General features: G+C 67.3%; 18 protein-coding genes. 11 read left to right on the forward strand and 7 right to left on the reverse strand.

Features of this window, described 5'->3' with window-relative positions; all coding sequences use genetic code 11:
- Positions 1-614: 614 nt before the first annotated feature.
- Entirely contained in the window at positions 615-3017 is a 2403-nt protein-coding gene (locus ACYQ2W_RS11145; protein ID WP_459866515.1) for a methyl-accepting chemotaxis protein, read from the reverse strand.
- Positions 3018-3323: 306 nt separating this feature from the next.
- Positions 3324-3557 carry a hypothetical protein gene (locus ACYQ2W_RS11150; RefSeq protein ID WP_459866518.1) on the reverse strand — a complete coding sequence of 78 codons (234 nt, stop codon included), beginning with the start codon at positions 3555-3557 and terminating at the stop codon, positions 3324-3326.
- A 300-nt stretch (positions 3558-3857) separates the two neighbouring features.
- Between ACYQ2W_RS11150 and ACYQ2W_RS11155 the strand changes: the two genes are divergently transcribed.
- The 9 genes from ACYQ2W_RS11155 to ACYQ2W_RS11195 all read left to right on the forward strand — a co-directional run bounded on the left by ACYQ2W_RS11155 (position 3858) and on the right by ACYQ2W_RS11195 (position 15208).
- Positions 3858-4238 (forward strand): metalloregulator ArsR/SmtB family transcription factor, encoded by a 381-nt coding sequence (locus tag ACYQ2W_RS11155; protein ID WP_459866521.1) that lies wholly within the window; start codon positions 3858-3860, stop codon positions 4236-4238.
- A gap of 418 nt (positions 4239-4656) precedes the next feature.
- On the forward strand, positions 4657-5610 hold the full coding sequence (locus ACYQ2W_RS11160) for a permease (RefSeq protein WP_459866524.1): 954 nt from the start codon (positions 4657-4659) through the stop codon (positions 5608-5610).
- 32 nt (positions 5611-5642) lie between these two features.
- The gene (locus tag ACYQ2W_RS11165; protein ID WP_459866527.1) at positions 5643-5879 is read left to right on the forward strand and encodes a thioredoxin family protein; all 237 of its coding nucleotides are present in this window, start codon (positions 5643-5645) and stop codon (positions 5877-5879) included.
- 372 nt (positions 5880-6251) lie between these two features.
- Positions 6252-7253 carry an ArsJ-associated glyceraldehyde-3-phosphate dehydrogenase gene (locus ACYQ2W_RS11170; RefSeq protein WP_459866530.1) on the forward strand — a complete coding sequence of 334 codons (1002 nt, stop codon included), beginning with the start codon at positions 6252-6254 and terminating at the stop codon, positions 7251-7253.
- 206 nt (positions 7254-7459) lie between these two features.
- Complete coding sequence (gene arsJ / locus ACYQ2W_RS11175; RefSeq protein WP_459866533.1) at positions 7460-8650, forward strand: organoarsenical effux MFS transporter ArsJ; 1191 nt, start codon at positions 7460-7462, stop codon at positions 8648-8650.
- A 384-nt stretch (positions 8651-9034) separates the two neighbouring features.
- Positions 9035-10153, forward strand: a complete 1119-nt coding sequence (locus ACYQ2W_RS11180; protein WP_459866536.1) for an efflux RND transporter periplasmic adaptor subunit — start codon at positions 9035-9037, stop codon at positions 10151-10153.
- Positions 10150-13245: an efflux RND transporter permease subunit gene (locus tag ACYQ2W_RS11185; protein WP_459866539.1), complete on the forward strand. Its 3096-nt coding sequence runs from the start codon at positions 10150-10152 to the stop codon at positions 13243-13245. The genes ACYQ2W_RS11180 and ACYQ2W_RS11185 overlap by 4 nt, the downstream gene beginning before the upstream one ends.
- Positions 13246-13542: 297 nt before the next feature.
- Positions 13543-14436: a M48 family metallopeptidase gene (locus ACYQ2W_RS11190; protein WP_459866542.1), complete on the forward strand. Its 894-nt coding sequence runs from the start codon at positions 13543-13545 to the stop codon at positions 14434-14436.
- 22 nt (positions 14437-14458) lie between these two features.
- Positions 14459-15208 (forward strand): thiosulfate oxidation carrier complex protein SoxZ, encoded by a 750-nt coding sequence (locus ACYQ2W_RS11195; protein WP_459866545.1) that lies wholly within the window; start codon positions 14459-14461, stop codon positions 15206-15208.
- A gap of 117 nt (positions 15209-15325) precedes the next feature.
- Here ACYQ2W_RS11195 and ACYQ2W_RS11200 read toward each other — a convergent pair whose 3' ends face one another.
- From ACYQ2W_RS11200 to ACYQ2W_RS11220, 5 genes are all read right to left on the reverse strand, one after another.
- A complete protein-coding gene (locus tag ACYQ2W_RS11200; RefSeq protein ID WP_459866548.1) occupies positions 15326-15592 on the reverse strand; it encodes a hypothetical protein in 267 nt (88 codons plus the stop codon).
- Positions 15593-15709: 117 nt separating this feature from the next.
- Entirely contained in the window at positions 15710-16072 is a 363-nt protein-coding gene (gene vapC, locus ACYQ2W_RS11205; protein ID WP_459866551.1) for a type II toxin-antitoxin system VapC family toxin, read from the reverse strand.
- Positions 16069-16287: a type II toxin-antitoxin system VapB family antitoxin gene (locus ACYQ2W_RS11210; RefSeq protein WP_459866554.1), complete on the reverse strand. Its 219-nt coding sequence runs from the start codon at positions 16285-16287 to the stop codon at positions 16069-16071. Before ACYQ2W_RS11210 ends, vapC begins: the two co-directional genes overlap by 4 nt.
- A 317-nt stretch (positions 16288-16604) precedes the next feature.
- Complete coding sequence (locus ACYQ2W_RS11215; protein WP_459866557.1) at positions 16605-17363, reverse strand: hypothetical protein; 759 nt, start codon at positions 17361-17363, stop codon at positions 16605-16607.
- Between the two features lie 57 nt (positions 17364-17420).
- Positions 17421-17654: a type II toxin-antitoxin system HicB family antitoxin gene (locus tag ACYQ2W_RS11220; RefSeq protein ID WP_459866560.1), complete on the reverse strand. Its 234-nt coding sequence runs from the start codon at positions 17652-17654 to the stop codon at positions 17421-17423.
- Between the two features lie 307 nt (positions 17655-17961).
- Here ACYQ2W_RS11220 and ACYQ2W_RS11225 point away from each other — a divergent pair, with 307 nt between their 5' ends.
- Complete coding sequence (locus tag ACYQ2W_RS11225) at positions 17962-19449, forward strand: protein adenylyltransferase SelO (protein WP_459866563.1); 1488 nt, start codon at positions 17962-17964, stop codon at positions 19447-19449.
- Between the two features lie 49 nt (positions 19450-19498).
- On the forward strand, positions 19499-21121 hold the full coding sequence (locus tag ACYQ2W_RS11230) for a SagB/ThcOx family dehydrogenase (protein WP_459866566.1): 1623 nt from the start codon (positions 19499-19501) through the stop codon (positions 21119-21121).
- Positions 21122-21388 lie beyond the last annotated feature (267 nt).

The raw sequence follows: 21388 nt of genomic DNA on the forward strand, positions 1-21388 counted from the left end.
CTTAGGCCGCGATCGGATCGAAGTGGGACGCATCGGTTCGATTGGCGGTGGGTGCGGACACGGCGCCATCGCGGCCTGGGGGCCGCTCCTACCCAGCGGGGATTCGCAACGGCCAACGGGAACGATTCAATCTCGGCCACTGTCATCGGGTGCAGTCGATCGCCCGCTCCCGATTCCCCGTAGGAGCGGCCCTTAGGCCGCGATCGGATCGGAGTAGGACGCATCGGTTCGATTGGCGGTGGGTGCGGACACGGCGCCATCGCGGCCTGAGGGCCGCTCCTACCCAGAGGGGATTCGCAACGGCCAACGGGAACGATCCGGTCTCGGCCACTGTCATCGGGTGCAGTCGTTCGCCCGCTCCCGATTCCCCGTAGGAGCGGCCCTTAGGCCGCGATCGGATCGGAGTGGGACGCATCGGTTCAATTGGCGGTGGGTGCGGACACGGCGCCATCGCGGCCTGGGGGCCGCTCCTACCCAGAGGGGATTCGCAACGGCCAACGGGGACGCAGCCCTTTTTTGGGCAGGTGCGGCGAATTCGTGCCCTTCGTGTTGCAACTACAACGTCGGACGAAGGCACCAAAACCGGGACCGCGGCGCGGCGACCGTCCGCCCCGTCAGGCCGCGGCGGCAGCCGCTTCCCGCTCCACCTCGCCGAGCAGGCGGACGATCTCCCGGGAGAGGCCGTCGACCCGACCGAAGGCACGCTCGGCCTCGTCCAGCCGGCCCGCCTCCTTGTGTTCGACGATGGTGCGGATCAGCTGGTGCAGCTCCTGGTGGGGGCCCTCCAGGGCGCGCATCGGCGGCAGGTGGCCGTAGTCGCCGGAACCGCTGCCGTAGTACCACTGGCCGAGCGCGCAGTCGCGGTGGGAAACCGCCTGTTCGGCGGTCAGCCCGCCCTGGCCGTCGAGGTAGGCGCGCAGCCGCCGGCGCCACGCCAAGTGGGCCTGCTTGGCGGCGGAGAGGTCGAGTCCGGAGGCGGAGGTGCGGAAGGTCTTGGCCAGCCCGCCGAGGCGGTCGAGGCGCTCGCCGATTTCGCGGATCGCTTCCACCGTCTCGGCGGCGGTGCGCGCGGTGATCTCGGCGCCGGCGGAGACCCCGGTGATGCCGCGATTGATCTCCTCGGCGGTGAGCCCCTGCTGCTCGGCGGCGGCCGCGATCTGGTGGCTCTGGCCGCTGATCGCGCCACCCGACTGGACGATCCGCGCCAGCGCCCCGCGCGCCTCGCCGGCCCGCGCCACCCCGGTGCGGATCTCCTCGGCCACCTGCTGCATGGTCGCCACCGATTCGCGGGAGCGCCCCTGCAGGCGCTCGGTCATGGCGCGGATCTCGCGGGTCGACTCCTGGGTGCGGTTGGCCAGGGTGCGCACCTCGTCGGCGACCACCGCGAAGCCGCGCCCCTGCTCGCCGGCGCGCGCCGCCTCGATGGCGGCGTTGAGCGAGAGCAGGTTGGTCTGCTCGGCGATGTCGTTGATCACATCCAGCACCTGGCCGACGGTGCGGGTCTCCCCCTCCAACTGGGCGAGCACCGCGGCGGAGGCCTCCACCTGGCTGGCCGCCGCCTCCACGGCCCCCACCACTTGGCCCACCACCTGCTCGCCGGCGCGCGCCTCGCCGTCGGAGCTCTCCGCCGCCTCCGCGGCGTGGCTGGCGCTGCGCGCCACGTCCTGGATGGTGGAGGCCATCTCGCCCATCGCCACGGCGAGCCGCTCCAGCTCCACGTCCTGGCGCTGCACCGCCCCACTGGTGGATTCCGCCCCGGCCTGGATCTGGGTCAGCGCGACCGCGGTATCGGCGGCGACGTGTGCGATCTCCGCCACCATCCCGTCGTAACGCCGCTGCATGCGGTTGAACGACTCGGCGAGCCGCGCCAGCTCGTTGCTGCCGTCGGCCTCGGCGCGCAGGGTCAGGTCGTCGTTCTCCGCGGCGCGACGGATCACCTCGTCGAGGTGGCCGACCCGGCCCGCCACGTGCTCGACCGTACCGGTGGCCACCAGCGCCAGCAGCGCGCCACCGACGAACAGCGCGATGGCGAACCAGGCGGAGAAGCGTGCCTCGCCGTAGTCCCGCTCGGCGTGGTCTGCGGCATCCACGCTGACCGCGCGGGAGAGACCGAGCAAGGTGTCGATGGCGGCGGTGGAGTCGGTGAGCCAGCGCTCGCTGTCCACCGGGTAGCGGCCGTCGTCGCCGGCGCGCCACACCGCCTCGCGCAGTTGCTGGTAGGAGCCGAGGAAGAGCCGCTCCACCGCCGCCCACCCGTCCCGATAGGTGCCGGCGGTGACGCGATGGGCCTCGTTGGTCAGCAGCGGCGTGCCCACCTCGCGCAGGAAGTCGATCTGGCGCTCGACGTGGGAGCGGTAGGCGGCCAGCCGCAGCCGCTCCTGCCCGCTGAACGGGCGGTGGGCGGAGATGGCGGTGGCGACCACGGCGCGCTCCAGGCCGGCGTATTCGCTGGCCAGCCAGATCGCCTGCTTCACCGCCAGGTTGTTGAACACCACCCCTTCGGAGTCGCTGGTCGGCGAGACCGCCGCGGCGCGCAAGCGCCCTTCGGCCTCGATCAGCCGGGTCAGGGTGGCGATCCACTCCGCCACCGTCGGCGCGCCGCCGCCGTCCACCCCGCCGCGGGCGGCGAGCTGGGCCCGGCGCGCCTGCTCCACCGCCGCCGCCGAGTCGCGCAGGAAGACGCCGCCCCAGCCTCTGTCGACCAGCCCCCGCGCCTCGGCCAGGGCGCGCTCATAGGCCTCGTCGCCCGCCGCCCGCGCCGCGTCGATGCGCCCCCGCGCGCCCCCGCCGCCGGCCAGCCGGGCGGCGGTGAAGCCGCGCTCCTTGGCCTGTTCGGCGGCGGCGATGAGCAGTTGGTCGGTGAGCCGGTTGGCGGCGCCGAGCGCCTCCGCCTTGCGCTCCGCCGGCAGGTATTCGACGAACACCTGCCAGGAGGCGGAGCTGAGCAGGACCAGCGCCAACAGCGCCACCGCGCTATGCAGAAGGAGACGGACGCGGACGAAACGGAGGAATTTCATCGGGGCACCAAAGGGTCGGTGGGGATCGGAATTCGGACACGCAGGGAGACCGCGGCGCAGGATGCCGCCGCGAACACGAGCACGGACGAAGTGATCCCGTTAGCCCCCGATACGCAGGGCGCCTACAGTATCGTAAGAAAACAGCGATATCAATGTAACGAAATTGCTTAAATTGCCACGTAATATTACGTAGCAAAAAGAGGAGGAGGCGAGGGACTCCCCCGGCTTGCCCCGCGCCAATTCCGCCGCGGCTACCGCAGCGGGGCGCGGGACGTGGCGACCGGAGAACGGTGCTCTCCGCGCCACTCAGAAGCGCTCCTCGATCCGCGCCTCGCCGAAGCCGACTTCCCGCGCCGCCTCGTCGGCGTGGTCGAGGGAGTGGTAAAGCCGCTCGGTGCCGGTATGGTCGGTGAGCGTCACGCGCCCGCCGTCGGTGGCGACGAAACAGACCCGCCAGCCGTTGCCGTCCGGCGACGGCTCGATCACCGCCTCCTGGAGACGGCCGGCGCCGAACTCCGCCTGTGCATGCAACAGATCCATGATCCGGTCCCCCTTGTCGATCGTTGGTACCCTCTCCATTTCAGTGTAGGCCCGCGACGAGGTGACAGCGGCGAAGTGGAGCGACGATAATCCCGCAAGCGGACACGGGCGGGGGTGGTTTGTCAGGTGAAAGGTGAAAGGTGAAAGGTGAAAGGTCAAAGGGGAAGAGAGGCCGTGCCAATCCCGCCTTTTGCTCTCCGGTCACGAAGCTACCGAATCTCGGGTGGCGCTGAACGAAGGTCCTTTCACCTTTCACCTTTCACCTTTCACCTTTGACCTTTGACCTTTGACCTTTGACCTTTGACCCGCGATCCTTGGCCGTCACCCCTTGACCTCCAACTGCCGATGACCCCCGACCAGCTCTTCCAGGCCCTCGCCAACCCCACCCGCCTGCGCCTGGTGATGCTAGTGGTGGGGGCGGGCGAACTGTGCGTCTGCGAGCTGACCCGGGCGATCGGCGAATCCCAGCCGAAGGTCTCCCGCCACCTGGCGCTGCTGCGCGACGGCGGCCTGCTCCAGGACCGCCGCCAGGGGGTGTGGGTCCACTACCGGGTGAGCGAGGGGCTGCCGGAGTGGGCGGTCCACCTGCTGGAGGCAAGCCATCGGGAGCTGGCCGGCCAATCCCCGTTCCACGACGACCGCCGGCTGCTCGACGTCCCCGCCGACCGCTGCACCCCCTGACCGCCCAACGCCGCCGCGGAAACAGCACCACCGTAGGTCGGCGCTACCGCGCCGACGTAAACGGAAGCAGCGGAGTTTCCGCCACGACGCTCGTCCCAAGCGGAACACCCCGTTCGGCAAGTCCGGTGGAATCGCGGAAAAATCGGTGCCCCCGGTCGCGTCGGTGCAGTAGCACCGACCTACGAATGACTGGTGACCACGCCGACCGCGGCTTTCAACCCTGACGCTCCGCGTCGATGCCCCATCCGACGCCACCGCGGTCAAGGCAGGACGCAGAGCGTCGAGGTTGTGGGTTACGACGCAGAGCGTCGTAACCAGGGGGAGGTGCCAAGCAAAATATACGGTATGTCATATATACGAAATATCGTATATTTAGGATGAACGTACCGTCTCCTTCAACCCACACCGCGGAGTCTTTGTGTTCGAGACCCTCGCCAATTGGCTGCTGTTCGACCTCCTCGGCCTCGCGCCGGGCAGCCGGGCGGTGGCGGCGCTCCACTTTTTCATCACCGACCTGGCCAAGATCTTCGTCCTGCTGGTGGCGGTGATCTACGTCATGGGACTGCTGCGCGCGCTGCTCTCGCCGGAGCGGGTGCGCGACTACGTGCGCGGTCGCCCGCGCTGGCTGGCGCGCACCCTGGCGATCCTGCTCGGCGCGGTGACCCCATTCTGCTCCTGCTCCTCGGTGCCGCTCTTTATCGGCTTCGTCGAGGCGGGGATCCCGCTGGGGGTCACCTTCTCCTTCCTCATCGCCAGCCCGATGATCAACGAGGTGGCGGTGGTGATCCTGATCGGCCTGCTCGGCTGGCAACTGGCCGCCCTCTACGTCGCCGCGGGCCTCGCGGTGGCGTGGTTCGGCGGATTGGCGATGGAGCGCTTCCGCCCCGAGCGGTGGGTGGAGGCGTACGTCTGGAAGATCCGCATGGGAGAGATGAGCCTGCCCGCCCCCGACCGCTCCCTGGCCGGCCGCCACCGCTACGCCCTGGGCGAGGTGCGCGAGATCGTCGGCCGCATCTGGAAGTGGGTGGTGGCCGGCATCGCGGTGGGGGCGCTGTTCCACGGCTTCGTCCCCGCGGCGTGGGTGGCCGCCCACCTGGCCGGCGGCCAGTGGTACTCGGTACCGGCGGCGGTGGTGCTCGGCGTGCCGCTCTACTCCAACGCCACCGGGGTGATCCCGGTGGCCGAGGCGATGCTCGGCAAGGGGGTGGCGGTGGGCACCACCCTGGCGCTGATGATGAGCATCGCCACCCTCTCCCTGCCGGAGATGCTGATCCTGCGCAAGGTGATCCGCTGGCCCGCCCTGGCCCTCTACTGCGGGGTGCTGGCGGTGGCCTTCACCCTGGTGGGGTGGGGCTTCAACGCGATCACCTGAACCGTCATTTCCATGGGCTATAAGGAGCCGTCATGAAACAGATCAAGGTGCTCGGCACCGGCTGCAAGAACTGCGAGACCACCTACAACCTGATCCGCCTCGCCGCCGAACAGGCGGGGGTGGAGATCGAACTGGAGAAGGTGACCGACCTCGCCGAGATCATGGGCTACGGGGTGATGTCGACGCCGGGGGTGGTGGTCGACGGCCAGTTGGTCCACGCCGGCGGCCTGCCGGGGCCGGACCAGGTGCGCGCGTGGGTCAACGGGTAGGGCGGCGAAGGAAAACCGTGAATCGAAGAGAAACCATGAAGGGCATGAAGGAGGAACATGAAGGGCATGAAGGGTTTCGATGCACCCCGGCGGCAATGTCATTGAGGTAGGAAAAGGTCTCTGAACGTGGGGCGGATTGGCGCCAGCGTAATCCGCCAGGAACGAAGGCACCTACGCCGGAATCAGCTCCGATCTGGCGGATTACGCTAGCGCTAATCCGCCCTACGGGGCACCGTGGTCTTTAGTAAACGACATCACACCGGGCGAAATCCCCTCCCCCTACCCTCTTCATGCCCTTCATGTTCTTCCCTTCATGCCCTTCATGGTTATCGAATTCAGTAGCGAAACATTCAAACAACGAGGTACATCGGCATGACGGCACGTATCGGTATCAACGGCTTCGGCCGCATGGGGCGGCTCGGCCTGCGGGCGGGCTGGGGCAGTGAAGAGCTGGCGGTGGTGCAGGTCAACGAGATCGCCTGCGGTGCGGCGGGCTCGGCCCACCTGCTCCAGTTCGACTCGGTCCACGGCACCTGGGACCGCCCCTGCGCGGCCGAGGGCGAGACCATGCTGGTCGACGGCCGCTCCATCGCCCACACCTCCAATGCGACCATCGAGGAGAGCGACTGGTCCGGCTGCGACATCGTCATCGAGGCCACCGGCAAGCACCACAAGAAGCCGGAGAGGCTGCAGGCCTACTTCGACCAGGGGGTGAAGAAGGTGATCGTCGCCGCCCCCACCGAGGGGGCGCTGAACGTGGTCTACGGCATCAACGACCACCTCTACGAACCAGCCGAGCACCACCTGCTCACCGCCGCCTCCTGCACCACCAACTGCCTCGCCCCGGTGGTCAAAGTGGTGCATGAGAGAATCGGCATCGTCCACGGCTCGATGACCACCATCCACGACATCACCAACACCCAGACCATCCTCGACCGCGGTCACAAGGACCTGCGCCGGGCGCGCGCCTGCGGGCAGTCGCTGATCCCCACCACCACCGGCTCGGCCAAGGCGATCACCAAGATCTTCCCGGAACTCGCCGGCAAGCTGAACGGCCATGCGGTGCGCATCCCGCTGGCCAACGCCTCGCTCACCGACTTCGTCTTCGAGGCGGCCCGTCCGGTGACGGTGGAGGAGGTCAACGACTACTTCCGCGAAGCGGCGGAGGGGGAACTGAAGGGCATCCTCGGCTATGAGGAGCGCCCGCTGGTCTCGGTGGACTACCTCAACGACCCCCGCTCCTCGATCGTCGACGCCCTCTCCACCATGGTGATCGACGGCACCCAAGTGAAGATCTACGCCTGGTACGACAACGAGTGGGGCTACGTGAACCGGCTGATGGACCTGGCTCGCAAGGTGGCCCGCTCGCTCTGATCGGCGGCAGATGTTCGACGCGGAGGACGCAGAGACGCAGAGATCGCAGAGAAGAGGAAGAAGGCTTTTTCGATTCCGCCACGAACATGACCGCGGGCGCTCAACCCAACCCTCGATCGCCACCGAAGCGGGAAACAAACCAAGCAATCTCTGCGTTCTCTGCGTCTCTGCGTCCTCCGCGTTTTCTTCCAGAGCGCAAAGAGACCATGGACACCAACCTCAGAAACTACCTCGTCGTCACCGGCGGCTACTGGGCCTTCACCATCACCGACGGGGCGATCCGCATGCTGGTGGTGCTCTATTTCCACCTGCTCGGCTATTCGCCCTTCGAGGTGGCGATGCTGTTTCTCTTCTACGAGTTCTTCGGCGTGGTCACCAACCTGGTGGGCGGCTGGCTGGGGGCGCGCATCGGGCTCAACCTGACCATGCAGATCGGCATGGGCATGCAGGTGCTCGCGCTGGCCGCGCTGACCGTCCCCGACGCCTGGCTCTCCGTCCCCTACGTGATGGCCGCCCAGGCGATCTCCGGCATCGCCAAGGACCTCAACAAGATGTCGGCCAAGGCCTCGGTGAAGAGCATCGCCGGCAGCGGCGAGGGCAAGCTGTTCAAATGGGTGGCGCTGCTCACCGGCTCGAAGAACGCGCTCAAGGGGTTCGGCTTCTTCGCCGGCGCGGCGTTGATGGAGTGGCTCGAATTCCGCGGTGCCCTGGCGCTGCTCTCGGCGCTGCTGTTCGCGGTGCTGATCGCCACCGTCGTGCTGCTGCCGGCAGGCGTCGGGCGGATGAAGTCGAAGCCCAAGTTCACCCAGGTCTTCTCCGCCATCCCGGCGATCAACCGCCTGGCGGCGGCCCGCTTCTTCCTCTTCGGCGCCCGTGACGTCTGGTTCGTGGTCGGGCTGCCGGTGTTCCTCTACGAGACGCTGGGCTGGTCGTTCATGGAGGTGGGCGGCTTCCTCGCGGCGTGGGTGATCGGCTACGGGGTGGTGCAGGCGGCAGCGCCGAAGATGCTCCGCGGCCACCATCCGGGGGGCGGCAGCGCGCTCGCCTGGGTCGCGCTGCTCACCCTCTCGCCGGCGGGAATCGCCCTGGCGCTGGGGCAGGGGTGGCCGGCGGCGACGGTGCTGACCGTCGGGCTGATCCTCTTCGGCGCGATCTTCGCGGTCAACTCGACGCTCCACTCCTACCTGATCCTCGCCTGGTCGGACCAGGACAAGGTGGCGATGAACGTCGGCTTCTACTACATGGCCAACGCCGGCGGGCGGCTCGCCGGCACGGTGCTCTCCGGCGCCGCCTACCAGAGCTGGGGGCTCACCGGCTGCCTGTGGATGTCGGCGGGCTTCCTGCTCGCCGCGGCGGCGATCTCGGTCACCCTGCCGCGGGGCGCCGCCCTCTCCTGACCCCCTGGAAGGAGACGCGGAGAAGAGAGATCGAAGCCCGCCTCGTTGGCCGCTCGTGTCGATCCCTCTGCGCCGTGCCTTCGTTCAGCACGGCGGCCGCAGGCCGCCCTATAGGGCGCGCCGCGCGCGCCGTGGTGACCGAAGCCCGCTTTGCCGCGGGTTCGCACCGACCGTTCCGCGAAGCGCCCCGACTCGCTACGTCGGCCGCCCTCCCCGGTCCCCGACGTAACGAATCGGAGCCCCCCTCCTCCCCCTCGCCCGCCCCGATTGATCAACCGACCGGGATACCGTTAATAAAACCTAAAGAAACCACCCAATGGCGGGTTTATCCCACCGCGACAGTCAGCCAAAATACTCCTTTGCACTTCCCCGCGGGATCCCCCCATGTTCAAACGCATCCTCCTCCTGATCCTCCTCCTCGGCGGCCTGTTCGGCACGCTCTACTACTTCAAGACCGAGCAGATGAAGCAGTCCGCGGCAATGCTCGCCCACCCGCGACCGCCGGCGGTGATCGCCACCGCCAAGGCGGTGGTCGAGCCGTGGCAGCCGACCCTGCGCTCGGTGGGCGGCCTCTCCGCGGTCAACGGCATCGAGGTGAGCCCGGAGGTCAACGGCATCGTCTCCGAGCTGCTCTTCGAGTCGGGCCAGACGGTGCGGGCGGGCACCCCGCTGCTGCGCCTCGACGCCAATGTGGACCGCGCCGCGCTGACCGCCCTGCGCGCCGAGCAACGACTCGCCGAGGTGGAGTTCCAGCGCGCCAAGGATCTGTTGAAGAAAAAGGCGCTGTCGCGCTCCGAATTCGACAGCGCCGAGGCGCAGTATCGCGCCGCCGAGGCGCGGGTCGCCGAGCAGCAGGCGGTGGTCGCGCGCAAGACCATCGTCGCCCCCTTCGACGGCCTGCTCGGCATCCGCCAGGCGGACCTCGGCCAGTACCTGCAGTCGGGCGATGCGATCGTCGCCCTGGAGGCGCTCGACCCGATCCACGTCGACTACACCCTGCCGGAACGCGAGTTCGGCAAGCTCGCCACCGGCCAGACCGTGCGGGTGGAGCTGGACGCCTTCCCCGGAGAAACCTTCGAAGGAACGCTCACCGCGATCGAGGCGAAGGTGGCCGAGGGGAGCCGCAGCATCGGCCTGCAGGCGACCCTGGCCAACGCCGACGGGCGGCTGCGCCCCGGCATGTTCGCGCGGGTGGAGACCGTCGAGGGGGCACCCCGGCCGGTGGTCACCGTGCCGCGCACCGCGGTCAGCTACAACACCTACGGCGACTACGTGCTGGTGGTCACGCCAAGCAAGGACGGGGGCAAGGACGGCAAGGGGCTGACCATCGCTCGCCGCACGGTGAAGAGCGGCGCGGTACGTGAAGGCCGGATCGAGATCGTCGACGGCCTCAAGGAGGGCGAAGAGGTGGTGCGCACCGGCCAGAACAAGCTGCGCCCCGGCCAGCCGGTGACCATCGACAACAGCGTCCAGCTCGATGACGCCGGGGTGACCCTGCCATGAGTACCGCCAAAGAACGGCTGGAACAGGGCCGACGCACCTTCACCGATATCTTCGTCCAGCGCCCGGTGCTGGCCACCGTGATCAACCTGATGATCCTGCTGGTGGGGCTGCGCGCCATGGGCATGCTCGACGTGCGCCAGTACCCGGAGACCGAGAACACCGTGGTCACCGTCACCACCGCCTACCCCGGCGCCGGCTCGGAGACGATCAAGGGGTTCATCACCACGCCGCTGCAGCAGGCCATCGCCGAGGTGGAGGGGATCGACTACCTGGAGTCCACCAGCATCCAGGGCAGCTCCACCATCAAGGCCAACATGAAGCTCAACGTGGACGCCGGCACCGCGGTCTCCAACATCCAGGCGAAGGTGGCGAGCAAGCGCAACCAGCTCCCGGCGGAGGCCGAGGACCCGGTGATCACCGCCACCACCGGCGACACCACCGCGCTGATGTACATCGCCTTCGACAGCAAGGAGATGAGCCGCCCGCAGATCACCGACTACCTCACCCGCGTGGTGCAACCGCAATTGCAGGCGCTCGAAGGCGTCGGCCGGGCCAACGTCTACGGCCAGCCCTTCGCCATGCGCGTGTGGCTCGACCCGGAACGGATGGCCGCGCTCAACGTCACCGCCGAGGAGGTGGGCGCGGCACTGCAGGCCAACAACTACCTGAGCGGCGCCGGCAGCACCAAGGGCAAGTACGTCACCGAATCGCTGCTGGTGACCACCGACGCCGCCGACCCGGACACCTTCCGCAACCTGATCGTGCGCAAGGACGGCGACTCCCTGGTGCGCCTGCACGAGGTGGCGAAGATCGAGCTGGGCGGCGAGCGCTACGACTCCACCGCCTGGCGCGACGGCGTCACCGCCGCCTTCATCGCCATCGAATCGGCCCCCGGCGCCAACCCGCTGAACGTCGCGCGGCGGGTCACCGACCTGATCCCCAAGCTGCGCGAGGCGCTGCCCGAGGGGCTCAACGTGTTCATCCCCTACGACGGCAGCCAGTACATCGCGGATTCCATCGACGAGGTGTTCCGCACCCTCGGCGAGGCGCTGCTGATCGTGCTCACCGTGGTCTTCCTCTCGCTCGGCTCCCTGCGCGCCTCGCTGATCCCGGCGGTGGCGGTGCCGCTGTCGCTGATCGGCGGGCTGTTCGTGATGTACCTGCTCGGCTTCTCCATCAACCTGCTCACCCTGCTCTCGATGGTGCTCGCCATCGGCCTGGTGGTGGACGACGCCATCGTCGTGGTGGAGAACGTCCACCGCCACATCGAGGAGGGGATGAAGCGGCGCGAGGCGGCGATCCGCGGCGCCCGCGAGCTGGCCATGCCGATCATCGCCATGACCACCACGCTGCTCGCGGTCTACGCCCCGATCGGCTTCATGGACGGGCTGGTGGGGACGCTGTTCACCGAGTTCGCCTTCACCCTCGCCGCCGCGGTACTGATCTCCGGCGTGGTCGCGCTGACCCTGTCGCCGATGCTCTGCTCCAAGTCGCTCCACGATCAGGCCAAGGAGGGGTGGTTCGAACACCTGGTGGAGCGCTTCTTCACCGGGCTGGCCAACGGCTACCGGCGGGCGCTCACCGCGACCCTCAAGACCCCCTGGCTGACGGTGATCTTCGCCGCCTGCGTGCTCGGCTCCAGCTGGCTGATGTTCATCACCAGCAAGCACGAGCTGGCCCCCACCGAGGACCAGGGGATCCTCTTCTTCATGGCCACCGCGCCGCGCACCGCCACCCTCGACTACCACGAGGCCTACGCCAAGCAGCTCGAAGAGGTCTTCAACCAGTTCCCGGAGAAGTCGATGGCCTTCTTCATCCTCGGGATGCAGAGCAACACCGTGTTCGGCGGCTTCAAGATGCGCCCCTACAAGGAGCGCGGCCCGGATGAACGCTCGCAGATGGCGATCCAGCCGCTGCTCCAGGGGGCGGTGGGCCAGGTGGCCGGCTTCAACACCGTGCTCTTCCCCAAGGCGGCGCTACCCGGCGCCGCGCGCGGCCTGCCGCTGCAGTTCGTGATCACCAGCGACCAGGACTACGAGGAGCTCACCGCCAACGCCGACGCCTTGATCGGCAAGGCGATGGCCAGCGGCAAATTCATGTTCCTGACCAAGGACGTGGAGATGGACCGGCCGGTGGTCACCCTGCGCATCGACCGTGACCGCGCCGGCGATCTGGGCATCTCGATGGCCGACATCGGCCGCAACCTGGGCGGCCTGCTGGCCGAGGCGGAGGTCAACCGCTTCAACATGGACGGGCGCAGCTACAAGGTGATCCCCCAGCTCGGCCGCGAGTTCCGTCTCAACGAGGAGGCCCTCGACCGCTACCGGGTGCGCGCCGCCGACGGCACCCTGGTGCCGCTCTCCTCGCTGCTCACCATCGAGCGCGGAGTCGAGCCCTCGACCCGCGCCCAGTTCCAGCAGATGAACGCGGTGACCGTCTCCGGGCTGATGAAGCCCGGCGTCTCCATGGGCGACGCGGTGGCCTTCCTCGAAGGCGAGGCGCACACCCTCTTCCCGCCCGGCTACGGCTGGGACTACACCGGCGAGTCGCGCCAGTTCACCCACGAGGGCTCGGCGCTGCAGAGCACCTTCATCCTCGCCCTGGTGGTGATCTACCTGGTGCTCGCCGCCCAGTACGAGAGCTGGCGCGACCCGCTGATCATCCTGGTCTCGGTGCCGATGTCGCTGGCCGGCGCGCTCGCCTTCATCACGCTGGGCTTCGCCTCCCTCAACATCTATACGCAGGTGGGATTGATCACCCTGATCGGCGTGGTGGCGAAGAACGGCATCCTGATCGTCGAGTTCGCCAACAAGCTACAGATGCAGGAGGGGTTGAACCGCCACGACGCGGTGATCAAGGCCGCCACCATCCGCCTGCGGCCGATCCTGATGACCTCGGTCTCCCTGGTGGTGGCGATGGTCCCGCTACTCACCGCCACCGGACCGGGCGCGGTGAGCCGTTTCGGCATCGGCCTGACCATCGCCGCCGGGCTCGGCATCGGCACGCTGTTCACGCTGTTCGTGCAGCCGGCCTTCTATCAGCTGATGGCGGGGACCACCACGCCGAGGCGGCGGAGGAGGAAGTGGAGGTGAAGGAGGAGCCGAAGAAGGTGATGCCGGCGACCTTCCCGCAGGCGAGCGGGAGCAAGGCCGAGTGATCGCCCTCTAAGCCTCCCGCGCAAACCGGAGGGCGAAGCGGACAGTCAGGAGTGACCGTCCGCTTCGCCCTCCGTACGTTCAGGTGCCTCCCGACACGTTGACGCTACCGCCCGGAGAACTCGGCCCCCGCCATAGCGCCGACCTCGCGCGCAGGGAAAGTGCTAATATCGCTTTTCAATTCGGTGCCAAAACAACGAACATCTGATACTAGCCGTGAGAACAAAAAAGCTCTTGGCCGGGTTGCTGTACCTGTGCCTGTCGGCCTGCGCGGTGAACCCCGTCACCCACCGCTCGCAACTCATGCTGATCCCGGAAGATCTGGTGGTAGCCCGCTCCTACGCGAGCTACGCCAATTTAATCAGCAGCGAGGGTGCATCCAATCGACTGAACTCCGACGAAGCCGGCGTTTCCAGAATCCGTGATATCACCTTTCGGATCATTCCCCAGACAATCCAATTCCGCCCCGAAACCGCCGACTGGGATTGGGAGGTCAACCTGATCGACAGCGATCAGGTCAACGCCTTCTGCATGGCGGGTGGAAAGATCGCCGTCTACAGTGGACTGATCGACCGGCTGCAACCGACCGACGACGAGCTGGCCCAGGTGATCGCCCACGAAATCGCCCACGCCCTCTCCAACCATTCCCAGGAAAAGCTCTCCATCGCACTGGCCGGAGGGGCTCTTGGCGCCGCGATACTCTCATCCAACGCGGGGCGTAAGGGTCGCCTGAACGCAGCGATGGTCGATACCGCCATCCAGGTGGCACTGACCCTGCCCAACAGCCGTCAGGCGGAGTCCGAGGCCGACCAGATCGGCATCAAGTTGGCCGCAATGGCGGGTTACGATCCCGCCGCCGGTGCGTCGCTGTGGCGGAAGATGGCGCAGGTCGCCGGTGCGGGGCCGGTGGAGCTACTCAGCACCCACCCCAGCCCCGAGAACAGGGAAGAGGCGCTACGCCAAGCGGCGGTGGAGCTGAAAGAGGTCTACGCCCAGGCGAAAGGCAACCGGGAGTCCCGCACCACCGCACCCGCCAAGCTCGAATCCAGGCGAGCCTCTCGTAACCAGGGTCCCGATGCGCGGTTGTACGGGAACGCCGTCTACACCGAACCCAAACAGGAAAAGTAAGTCAAATGGGAGAGCCCCAACAATGAAGCCTTTGCACAAACCTATCGCCTGTGTGGCATTACTGCTGGCATTCACAGCGACGGCGAGGGCCGACGGTTTCTTCGACGACTTCGGGCCGGAACTGAAGGGCCAGATTCCCGACCGGATCACTGAAGGCAATCTGGTCCCCATCATCATCGAGGGGAACCGCTTTGACGACAAGGTCACGCGAATCTCGGTCGACCTTCCCGACAACCCCGAGTCGATGAGACACGCATTCGACGTCGACTACGCCCAGCCCCATAGCCATGTGTACGTGAGTTCACGTGTTCGCATGGAGAGCCGCGGCGCGTCATCGGTAGTGGTCACCCTCACCACGCTCTCCGGCAAGAGCACGGTCAAGCGGTTGACAACGATCGTCGACAACCCCACCGACTTCAGCGACCCCGAACGGTTGACCCGTATCTTCAAAGGCACATTCCAGTTCCCCACCACGGAGATCGGGCAGCGCATCGTGAAGAGCCGCTCCATCTCCTTCGGAGCGGGCCACCGGCGGATCAACACGATGATCTATCACCCGATGTTTCCCGCCCTGAACGGGGAGACCGACTACTACGTCAACCGGATCCGGGTATTGGGCGGGAGCGAGGTGTTCGCTACGGTCCACCCAACCCCGGCTATATCCAACAACCCATTCCTGGCGATCGACATGAACTCCAGCCTGGCCGGCAAAGGCGTCACCGTCGAATGGTCGGATACGCGGGGCCACACCTTCAAACAAGACGCGGATTGAGCACGGCGGCGGCAACGCGACACCTCTGGGCACTCCCCCTGAACGGGGGAGCGGTACCCGCGACCTACGCCCCTTCCCCTTTTCCTCCTTCGTGCGCCTTCCTCCGCGGTCTTCGCATCAACGCTTCAACACCCCATCCACGAACCGCTCCAACGCCTGCAACAGCCGCGAGACGCGCTGCGCCTCGAGATTGCCGGCCGAGGGTGTGACCCAGGTAGCGTTGATCTCCAGTTGGATCGCCGGCACGCCGTGGTGGGCGGCGAACTTGGTGAGGGTCTGGTGCTTGGCGGCGGGAAAGCGGTCGTAGGAGAGGCTGAGGAGCCCGTCGTTGCGCAGGCGATTTTCCAGCTCGTAGGGCGGATTAGCGACAACGTAATCCGCCACGAACCGGAGTTCCTCCGCCGGAGGTCGCTTCATTTCGGCGGGTTACGCTATCGCCAATCCGCCCTACCAGCGAAAGTTCATCCAAGCGCTCGCGTTAGTGATTGAACGACACGACCTTCAGACCACACCACTGCGCAATCGGCTCGAAATCGCGGTCGTTGTGCAGCAGGCGCACGTCGTTCTCGATGGCGACCGCGGCGATCTGCGGATGGTGATACCCCGTTTGCGCAGGCTGCGATAAATATCGGCAGCACGCAGGAAGACGGGCTCGGGCATCGGCAACCGGATCAGCGGTTCGAGTCGTTCGCGGGTCAACCCATAGGCGCGCTCGTCGCGAATCCCCTGGAGGATCTCGGTCAGCACCACGCCACACAGGGCGAGGTGCTCGCCGTCGTGGATCATCGCTTCCAGGGCGGCAGCGGCGGGTGTATCCCGGTCGAGGAAAAAATCGATCCAAACGCTGGTATCGACCAGGATCACGCCACCCGGCCCTTGCGCATCTCCTCCAGATCACCCTCCCAACGGACGGCCCCCTTCAGCTCCAGCAGCCGCTTCTGACCCTCCCGGCGCAGCAATTCGCGCAGGGCGAAGTCGACCAGCTCGCGACGGGTCTTCAGTCCGGTGACCTCCAGCCCCCGCGCCACCAGTTCGGTATCGAGGACGATATTGGTGCGCTGCGCTTTGCTCGACATCATGAGATACACCTGATTCAATTTTTCATGTGTATAGAATAGCGGCCAGTCCCGGGCAGGGACAGGGACCCGAAGCGCGGTGCGCCCCATTCCTCCTCGGCATATCCGCCACCTGCCGCGCCCGCTCCTCACGTAGGTTGGCGCTACCGCGCCGACGCAAACGGAAGCAGCGACGTCAAATCTCCGGGCAATCGTGCCGAGCGGAAGGTGGCCGTCGGGAAGGAAATGGCGCCGCTCACTCCGCTGCTTCCGTTTGCGTCGCGGCGGTAGCCGCGACCTACGCCATCCCCTTCGCGCCTCGTCCTCCGCGTCCTTCGTGTTTACGGCTTCACCACCCCGTCCACATAGCGCTCCAACGCCTGCAACAGCCGGGAGAAGCGCTGCGCCTCGAGATTGCCGGCCGAGGGCGTGACCCAGGTGGCGTTGATCTCCAGCTGGATCGCCGGCACGCCGTGAGCGGCGGCGAACTTGGTGAGGGTCTGGTGCTTGGCGGCGGGGAAGCGGTCGTAGGAGAGGCTGAGGAGCCCGTCGTTGCGCAGGCGGGTTTCCAGTCCCTCCAACAGCTTCTTGTGCCCGAGCAGCGACTCGCCGCCCATGATGCCGAAGTCGACGTCGTAGGAGCGGTAGGGGTGGCTGCCGTGGAGGTCGAGAAGCAGCTTCGGATGGACCTCCTCGATCACCTTGGCGAGCGCCATCTTGAAGGCGTTGTCGTCGTAGTAGTTGGGGTCGGAGGGACCCTCGTAGGTGGTGTGAATCACCCACGCGCCGGTGTGCTCGGCCAGCGCCACCGCCAGCGCGGCGGTACCGCCGCCGTCGGAGAAGCGGCGCTCGCCCTCGCGCCACGGGCGGGTGGCGTGAGGGGCGGTGATCACCACCGGCGCCGTGCCGCGGATCACCCGGAACCAGCTCTCCCCCGGCGGGACATCGACCCCTTCGCGACCGTTCAGCTCCTTCTCCAACTGGATCGCGGCGGTGACCACGGCCGGTTCGACCAGCGCCTTTTCCCGCAGAGGCGGCGCGGCGAAACCGTTGCCGGCGAACAGCAGGACGACGAGAAGGGGGGTGAATCTCCAGTTCATGACGAACTCCTATTCCGGAGGTTGGTCCGCGACGACGGGATCGCCGCAGGGAAATATTCAGTGCTGCACGGCCTTTTCGATCGCCTCCAGATGGGTCACGTAGACTTCATCATGGAGCCGGGCATCGATCTCCTGCTGAGAGGCCGTCTCGAAAAACAGCTCCAACGCCTCTTTGAGGTTGGAACGCGCTTCCGAAATGGTATCGCCCTGGCTCGCGACATCGACCTCCGGACAGAGCGCCACGTAGCCGTCTCCTTCCCGCTCGATGATTGCCGTCAATTGTCTCATCACGATGGTAGCCCTCTGTAGTCTGCGATTGGCGTCGTCGGGAAACCTTTACGCCCTTTCACCCGTTCTAACAAACGAGAAAAATACACGGAAACGGCCTCGACACCTACCGGCCACCCGGCTCACGTCCGCTGTCCGCTGTAGCAACCGCGACAACGAAGCCGCTCCACACACCACCACTTCGCGTTCAACCGACTGATTTATTTAAGAAGTCAATCTGGCTCGATTGTTGATGATTCCAATCAGCCACTCCACTCCCCCACTTTCGCGGGGTTGATAACCCCACCCCCACGCCTAAACATCCTCGGGCATGAACACCCTCGAAACCCTAACCTTCGACAACCGCTACGCGGCGCTCCCCGAGGGCTTCCACGCCCACCTCGATCCGACGCCGTTGAGCGATCCCCATCTGGTCAGTTTCAACCCGCGGGCCGCCGAACTGATCGACCTGCACCCCGACGAGGGGCGACGCGACGCCTTCGTCCATCTCCTCGGCGGAAACACCTCCCTGCCGGGCAGCCGACCGCTGGCCATGGGCTACGCCGGCCATCAGTTCGGCTACTGGGTGCCGCAACTGGGCGACGGCCGGGCGCTGCTCCTTGGCCAAGTGCGCAACCGCCAGGGCGAGCTGTGGGACCTCCACCTGAAGGGGGCGGGGCGCACCCCCTACTCCCGCGACGGCGACGGCCGCGCGGTGCTGCGCTCGACGGTGCGCGAATACCTCTGCTCGGAGGCGATGGCCGGGCTCGGCATCCCCACCTCCCGCTCCCTCGGGATGGTGGGCAGCGAGGAGCCGGTGCGCCGCGAGCGGATCGAGCGCGGCGCGGCGCTGCTGCGCCTCGCCCCCTCCCACGTACGCTTCGGCTCCTTCGAGTTCTTCTACTACCGCCGCAAATTCCGCAGCCTCAAGCTGCTCGCCGACCACGTCATCGACGAGCACTTCCCGGCGCTGCGCGAAGCGGAGAACCCGTACGCGGCGCTGCTCAAGGAGGCGACCGCCCGCACCGCGCGGCTGGTCGCCCGGTGGCAACTGGTCGGCTTTGCCCACGGCGTGCTCAACACCGACAACATGTCGATCCTCGGCATCACCCTCGACTATGGCCCATTCGGCTTCCTGGACGACTACGATCCCGGCTTCGTCTGCAACCACTCCGACCACGAGGGGCGCTACGCCTTCGACCGCCAGCCGGAGATCGGGCTGTGGAACCTCTCCTGCCTGGCCCAGGCGCTGCTACCGCTGATCGACCCCGAGGACGGCGAGGCGGCGGCCGAGCGCGCCCAGGCGATCCTCGGCGGCTACCGGCGTGTCTTCCGCGACGCCTACCGCACCGGCATGGCCGGGAAGCTGGGGCTGCGGGAGATGGGCAAGGAGGATATGGGGCTGGCCGAGGGGCTGCTGGAGATCATGGCGGAGCAGCGGGTCGACTACACCAATCTTTTCCGGGCGCTGGGCGAGGTGCGCAGTGCGGATGCCGGCGGCGATCGCGCGGCCCGCGACCAGTTCCTCGACCGTGCCGCCTTCGATCGTTGGGCCGACGGGTACCGCGCCCGGCTGCGTTGCGACGGGGAGACTGACACGGCGCGCCGGGTGCGGATGAACCGGGCCAACCCCAAATACGTGCTGCGCAACCACCTCGCCCAGCGGGCCATCGAGCGGGCCGAGGCGCGGGACTACGGCGAGATCGAGCGGCTGCTGACGCTGCTCGCCCACCCCTTCGACGAGCAGCCGGAGCACCAGCGCTACGCCGCACCCCCGCTGGAGAACGAGCGGGGGATCGTGGTGAGCTGCTCCTCCTGATCCGATGTCCGCGCTTCATGCCCTCTATTCGACCCTCAGGCAACACCTCATGAACCCACCCTCCCCGTTCCACGGCGACGACGACCGCGCCCGCATCCTCGAATATCACCTGCGCACCAAGCACGCCTTCGAGCGCTACGCCGACGGCCCCAATGGACTCGACTGGGATCTCCAGCCGGAGCCGTTCCGCTGGTTCGACGGCGCGCCGTCGGTCGACCTGCCGCTGGTCGCCGACGGCATCGGGCGAACGTGGCGCGAATTGGGATCACCCGGCGAACCGGCGCCGCTGGATCGGGAGGGGATCGCCGCGCTGTTCGAGCTGGCGTTGGGGCTGGCCGCCTGGAAGCGCTACGGCGGCGACCGCTGGGCGCTGCGCTGCAACCCCTCCAGCGGCAACCTCCACCCCACCGAGGGGTATCTGGTGTGCGGCGAGCTGCCTGGGCTGGCGGCGGGGATCTACCACTATCTGAGCCGGGAGCATCGGCTGGAGCGGCGCCACGACCTGCCGGCACCGTTCCTGCCGGCGGGAGTGGCGCTGGTGGGGTTCAGCTCGATCCACTGGCGGGAGGCGTGGAAGTACGGCGAGCGTGCCTTCCGCTACTGCCAACTGGACCTCGGCCATGCGATGGCGGCGGTTGGCTATTCCGCGGCGGTGCTGGGCTGGCACGCCCTCGCCTTACCGAACTTCTCGGATGCCGCCATCGCAAAATTGTTGGGATTGGGCGATGAGGAAAGTTTTGCGGGGGCGGAAAGGGAGGTGCCCGATCTGATGTTGGCGGTGGGACCGGGGGTAAGCGGAGAGACCGAGGTCGAGCTACCACAGTGGTTGGAGCCGTTGAAAGAGTGGCAGGGGCGGGCCAACCGGCTGACGGTGGGGCCGCGGGAGGAGTGGCGGCTGGTGGAGGCGGCGGCGGCGGCGACGCCGCGGCCGGCATCGGGGCGGGATGCGGCGGTGTGGCCACGCCTTCCGCCATCGCTCCCCTCGGGCTGCGAGACCCCGGCGGCGACGCTGATCCGGCGGCGGCGCAGCGCCCAGGCGTTCGACGGGCGCACGACAATCACCGCCGAGGCGTTCTACCGGATCCTCGATGCCCTCCTCCCGCGCCGCGAGCAACTACCGTGGCGCGTCGCGCTCCACCCGCCGGAGGTGCATCCGGTGTTCTTCGTCCATCGGGTGGAGGGGCTGCCGCGGGGGCTCTACGCCCTGTTGCGGGACCCGGCGGCGATGGAGCGTATCCGTCCCGAGCTGCGCGACAGCTTCGCCTGGGAGCGCCCCGACGGATGCCCGGAGCAGTTGCCGCTGTTTCGGCTGGTGCAGGCCAACGCCATGCGCGCCGCGGCGACCCTCTCCTGCCAACAGTCCATCGCCGGCGACAGCGCCTTCGCGGTGGCGGTGGTGGGCGAACTGGAGCGGGCGCTGGAGCGGGGGGCCTACGGCTACCGGGAACTGCTGTGGGAGGCCGGGATGATCGGCCACACCCTCTATCTGGAGGCGGAGGCGGCGGGGGTGCAGGGGACCGGCATCGGCTGTTTCTACGACGATCCGGTCCACGAGACGCTGGGGATCGAAGGGGAGCGCTTGCAGGTGCTCTACCACTTCACCGTCGGTGGGGCCCTGCACGACGCTAGGCTGGAAACCCTACCGCCGTACGACCACCTCGGCGCTCGATGATTTCGACCATGAAGGGAAGGCGAAGGGGAACGAAGGGCATGAAGAGGGAATCCGTTTGCCGTTCAATGGCCGCCCGATGTAGGAGCGGCCCCTAGGAGCCTGTCGGACTATGGATGAATCGGCCGCGAAAGCGGGATGACGGCCCCACTTTTCCGAAAATCCTCGTCAAATAGCTCGCTATTCTCCTCAGATTTTCGAAAAAGTGGGGCCGCCCTCCCACTCCCGCTGCTCGATCCCCCATAGTCCGACAGGCTCCTAGGCCGCGAT

The sequence above is a fragment of the Endothiovibrio diazotrophicus genome, from assembly GCF_054657215.1.

Coding starts and splice junctions, on each gene's coding strand:
- ACYQ2W_RS11185 (WP_459866539.1), top strand. CDS start 10,150: ATGAGTACCGCCAAAGAACGGCTGGAACAGGGCCGACGCACCTTCACC.
- ACYQ2W_RS11180 (WP_459866536.1), top strand. CDS start 9,035: ATGTTCAAACGCATCCTCCTCCTGATCCTCCTCCTCGGCGGCCTGTTC.
- ACYQ2W_RS11225 (WP_459866563.1), top strand. CDS start 17,962: ATGAACACCCTCGAAACCCTAACCTTCGACAACCGCTACGCGGCGCTC.
- ACYQ2W_RS11210 (WP_459866554.1), bottom strand. CDS start 16,287: ATGATGTCGAGCAAAGCGCAGCGCACCAATATCGTCCTCGATACCGAA.
- ACYQ2W_RS11170 (WP_459866530.1), top strand. CDS start 6,252: ATGACGGCACGTATCGGTATCAACGGCTTCGGCCGCATGGGGCGGCTC.
- ACYQ2W_RS11195 (WP_459866545.1), top strand. CDS start 14,459: ATGAAGCCTTTGCACAAACCTATCGCCTGTGTGGCATTACTGCTGGCA.
- arsJ (WP_459866533.1), top strand. CDS start 7,460: ATGGACACCAACCTCAGAAACTACCTCGTCGTCACCGGCGGCTACTGG.
- ACYQ2W_RS11165 (WP_459866527.1), top strand. CDS start 5,643: ATGAAACAGATCAAGGTGCTCGGCACCGGCTGCAAGAACTGCGAGACC.
- ACYQ2W_RS11150 (WP_459866518.1), bottom strand. CDS start 3,557: ATGGATCTGTTGCATGCACAGGCGGAGTTCGGCGCCGGCCGTCTCCAG.
- ACYQ2W_RS11215 (WP_459866557.1), bottom strand. CDS start 17,363: ATGAACTGGAGATTCACCCCCCTTCTCGTCGTCCTGCTGTTCGCCGGC.
- ACYQ2W_RS11230 (WP_459866566.1), top strand. CDS start 19,499: ATGAACCCACCCTCCCCGTTCCACGGCGACGACGACCGCGCCCGCATC.
- ACYQ2W_RS11145 (WP_459866515.1), bottom strand. CDS start 3,017: ATGAAATTCCTCCGTTTCGTCCGCGTCCGTCTCCTTCTGCATAGCGCG.